Source organism: Streptococcus parasanguinis (assembly GCF_001069785.1).
GTDB classification, from domain to species: domain Bacteria; phylum Bacillota; class Bacilli; order Lactobacillales; family Streptococcaceae; genus Streptococcus; species Streptococcus parasanguinis_T.
Genome location: NZ_JVSR01000112.1, coordinates 1 through 2,869 on the forward strand (window position 1 = coordinate 1; position 2,869 = coordinate 2,869).

Annotated in this window: 3 protein-coding genes; 2 read left to right on the top strand and 1 reads right to left on the bottom strand. The window is 30.6% G+C overall.

The annotated features are described in order from the left end of the window. Positions 1-169 precede the first annotated feature (169 nt). Positions 170-1,033 carry a helix-turn-helix domain-containing protein gene (locus ADG03_RS10890; protein ID WP_049520963.1) on the bottom strand — a complete coding sequence of 288 codons (864 nt, stop codon included), beginning with the start codon at positions 1,031-1,033 and terminating at the stop codon, positions 170-172. Positions 1,034-1,224: 191 nt separating this feature from the next. Here ADG03_RS10890 and ADG03_RS11960 point away from each other — a divergent pair, with 191 nt between their 5' ends. Next, entirely contained in the window at positions 1,225-1,395 is a 171-nt protein-coding gene (locus tag ADG03_RS11960; RefSeq protein ID WP_014713946.1) for a PhrA family quorum-sensing system peptide, read from the top strand. A gap of 1,049 nt (positions 1,396-2,444) precedes the next feature. Next, a complete protein-coding gene (locus ADG03_RS10895; protein WP_041826468.1) occupies positions 2,445-2,828 on the top strand; it encodes a hypothetical protein in 384 nt (127 codons plus the stop codon). Positions 2,829-2,869: the final 41 nt, after the last annotated feature.

A 2,869-nucleotide genomic window follows, 5' to 3' on the forward strand; every position in this document is an offset into this window, starting at 1 on the left:
ATATACTTGATAACACAAGAAATCAAAATGTTACCAAATTAGAACGGGAAACAAAATCAGTATAGTTATTTGAAATACCATGGAAAAATTATAAGGCTGATAGTATTAATTTCACTATCAGCCTTACAGGTTATTTAACGTTTCAGAAAAACTATAATGTCAAGATTAACTAAACAGTATCTAATTCTTTCAAATAATTCTCTATCTTCATCAACATTAAAGGATTGTTATAAATCTTACATAACTCTCTTGCTTCTATATAATAATTTTTGACTTGTTCTTTGTCTAGAAACTTGGCTCCAGCATTTCCTACAAGAATAAGTAGGGGAGCCAGTTGGTAGCTTGTCTGTCTTTGTTTACAGAGTTCAATCGTCTCAAGAGCTTCTTGGATGGCTTCGTTATATTTTTCCTTTGACACTAGGTAGTGAGCGTAGTTGTAACGAACTCTGATGTAACCAAATAAAAACTCTTGATGCTCAAAATTTTTTGTCTGATATAACTCCATTAAATGAGAGTAGTTTGCCTCATATTCTTGTTCACGACCCACTAAGGAATAGAAATTAGATAGAGTATTCAATGCCTTTAAATAAATCAGAGTATTTGAGGAGACTTTTAATAATATATTTTCCAATGAAGAAATAGCCTCACACTTACTGTCATATTGATAGAAGTCAATAATAGATTTAATCCATTCAAGGTAAGTTCGGTCTTCTAGTGTTAGAAAAGTGCTTCGTTCAATCTCTATTTTATAAATATATTCCAAATTGTCATAATTTCTATCATCTAATAGGCGAGCAGATAATTGCTTGAAATTAGAGAGGTTAGATTTAATTTCAATTTGTTCATTAAAAAAATAATCTAATGGCACTTCAAGTCGTTGTGAGAGTTTGAACAAAAGGTCTGCGGAGGGAATGAAATGCCCTCTCTCAATTTTACTAATCTGGCTTTGTTCACAAATTCCTTCTGCAAGAGTTTGTTGGGAGAGTCTCAACTCTTTTCTTTTCAATCTGAATTTCTCTGCGAGTGTATTCATTAAAGATAATAAACCTTCCTATTTGCTTAATTTCATTATAAAATTTTTAGTTCAAAATAGCAAGTTGAAAGAATAAATAATTCTTTGTGGTAATAATAAAAAAAAAAAGTTCAAAAAGCAATAAAAATAATTGATTGAATAATATATGTATGTTAGAATAAAAACAAGGAAAAAGAAAGGGGTTTCATTGCATGAGAAAAAAACGTGGAATTAAAAAATTAGTTACATTTGCATTACTAGGTGTTTTTATGTTTAGTAATACAATTCCTTACCAACAGTTTATTCAGAAGAATAAACAATTGGAGATTCGAGTGCAATCACAAAAGAAGTCCGATGGTCTTGATGTTGGGAAGGCTGATTAGTTGATTAAATGATGAAAATACTATTAACTATATGGTATTTCTGTTTTATCTAATTTTTAATTAGAAAGAAGTGATTCTAATGTACAAGGGTGTAATTTGTTAGAATTTCAAAAATTTAGAGCATTTTTGGCTTAGTAATATGTGTTGAAGGCTCAAAATCTATGGTAAAAAAGTAGCTTTGAAAACGTATTACCTCCAAAGATTTAGTTAAATAATGAATTAACATAAAAAGAAATTATTGAAGTTCTGGAAAGATGTTGTTTCAGTATTGAAATCATTGAGAAAAAGTGGGAAAAATTTGCGATTTTCACAGAGAAAGGAAGAAAAAGTATAGAAATAAGTCTTGAAAAACTGGATTTGAAGAATTATTTTGATTATATTGTTTCGGATGACAATTGCTATTGAAGATTCGTACTCAGGGATACAGGTATCAACTAGTGCTGGTATTGATACTATTGGATATTACGATTACCCATTGCCTTTATTTAATGCTAAGGCAAATTGGAAGGCTGGAAGTATGCAAGAAGTATTGAACGTAATTCAATCACAACATGAGTTTTAAAACGTCTAGACGTACTTAGAAAAATTAAAAATATACTTTTCGGGAATCTGTCCATAGATGAACAAAAGAAGCTTCAAAAAAATGTTTCTAATATTTATTTTAGGTCTATTTGTAGGTCTATTCTTAATCCCATTACTTAGACCACATATAGTTGGTTGGCTAAAAACTATATGTGGTTAATAGTAATGATAACCTTATTTAACAAAAAGTTTTCCCTTTTATTCTTTATAGCATCACTCCCACTCTTCAACTTGTTAGATATTTGGAGATGGTGGGGATTTCATTAATTGAAAGGAGATAACTAGAGGACAGATTTGTTAGTATTAGAACTTTACTATCTAACAAAATACTGTATATGAAGATTGATTTTTCGTTTCAAGAGGATACAAAATAGATTTGAAAAACATTGGGAAAACTTAATTTAAGTAAGGAAACTCGTTTTTCTATATAGCATCACACTGTACAAAATAACATTAGGAGGGTAACCATGAAAAAAATAATTAAAAAAATTACTATTTTATCGCTATTATCTACACTATTCTACGCTAGCTCTCCCCTACTTACTTTAACGGTAAGTGCAAATGAAATAATTCCTAACAATAAAAGTGCTCTAATAAAAACAGAAGACCGTAGCGCTACAGGCGCTACAGCAATCTTTTTTGGAGGGATGGTTGTTGCATGGGTTATAGATGGAACAATAACGTATGTGACAGGAAAAGCGCCTTCGGAATGGGTTGCTTGGGGATTACGTAATATTCACAATTATATTTTACAACAAGTAAGAAACGGCGCAAGACAAGTTGTAATTCCAACAAGTGGTCCGTACACATGTCCTGGAGTCGTAATCGACCATTCAGGGATGTGTCCATAGATGAACAAAAGAAGCTTCAAAAAAATGTTTCTAATATTTAT

What these genes read in the sequence shown, in the direction of transcription:
- ADG03_RS11960 (WP_014713946.1), top strand. Translation starts at nt 1,225, where the DNA reads ATGAGAAAAAAACGTGGAATTAAAAAATTAGTTACATTTGCATTACTA.
- ADG03_RS10895 (WP_041826468.1), top strand. Translation starts at nt 2,445, where the DNA reads ATGAAAAAAATAATTAAAAAAATTACTATTTTATCGCTATTATCTACA.
- ADG03_RS10890 (WP_049520963.1), bottom strand. Translation starts at nt 1,033, where the DNA reads ATGAATACACTCGCAGAGAAATTCAGATTGAAAAGAAAAGAGTTGAGA.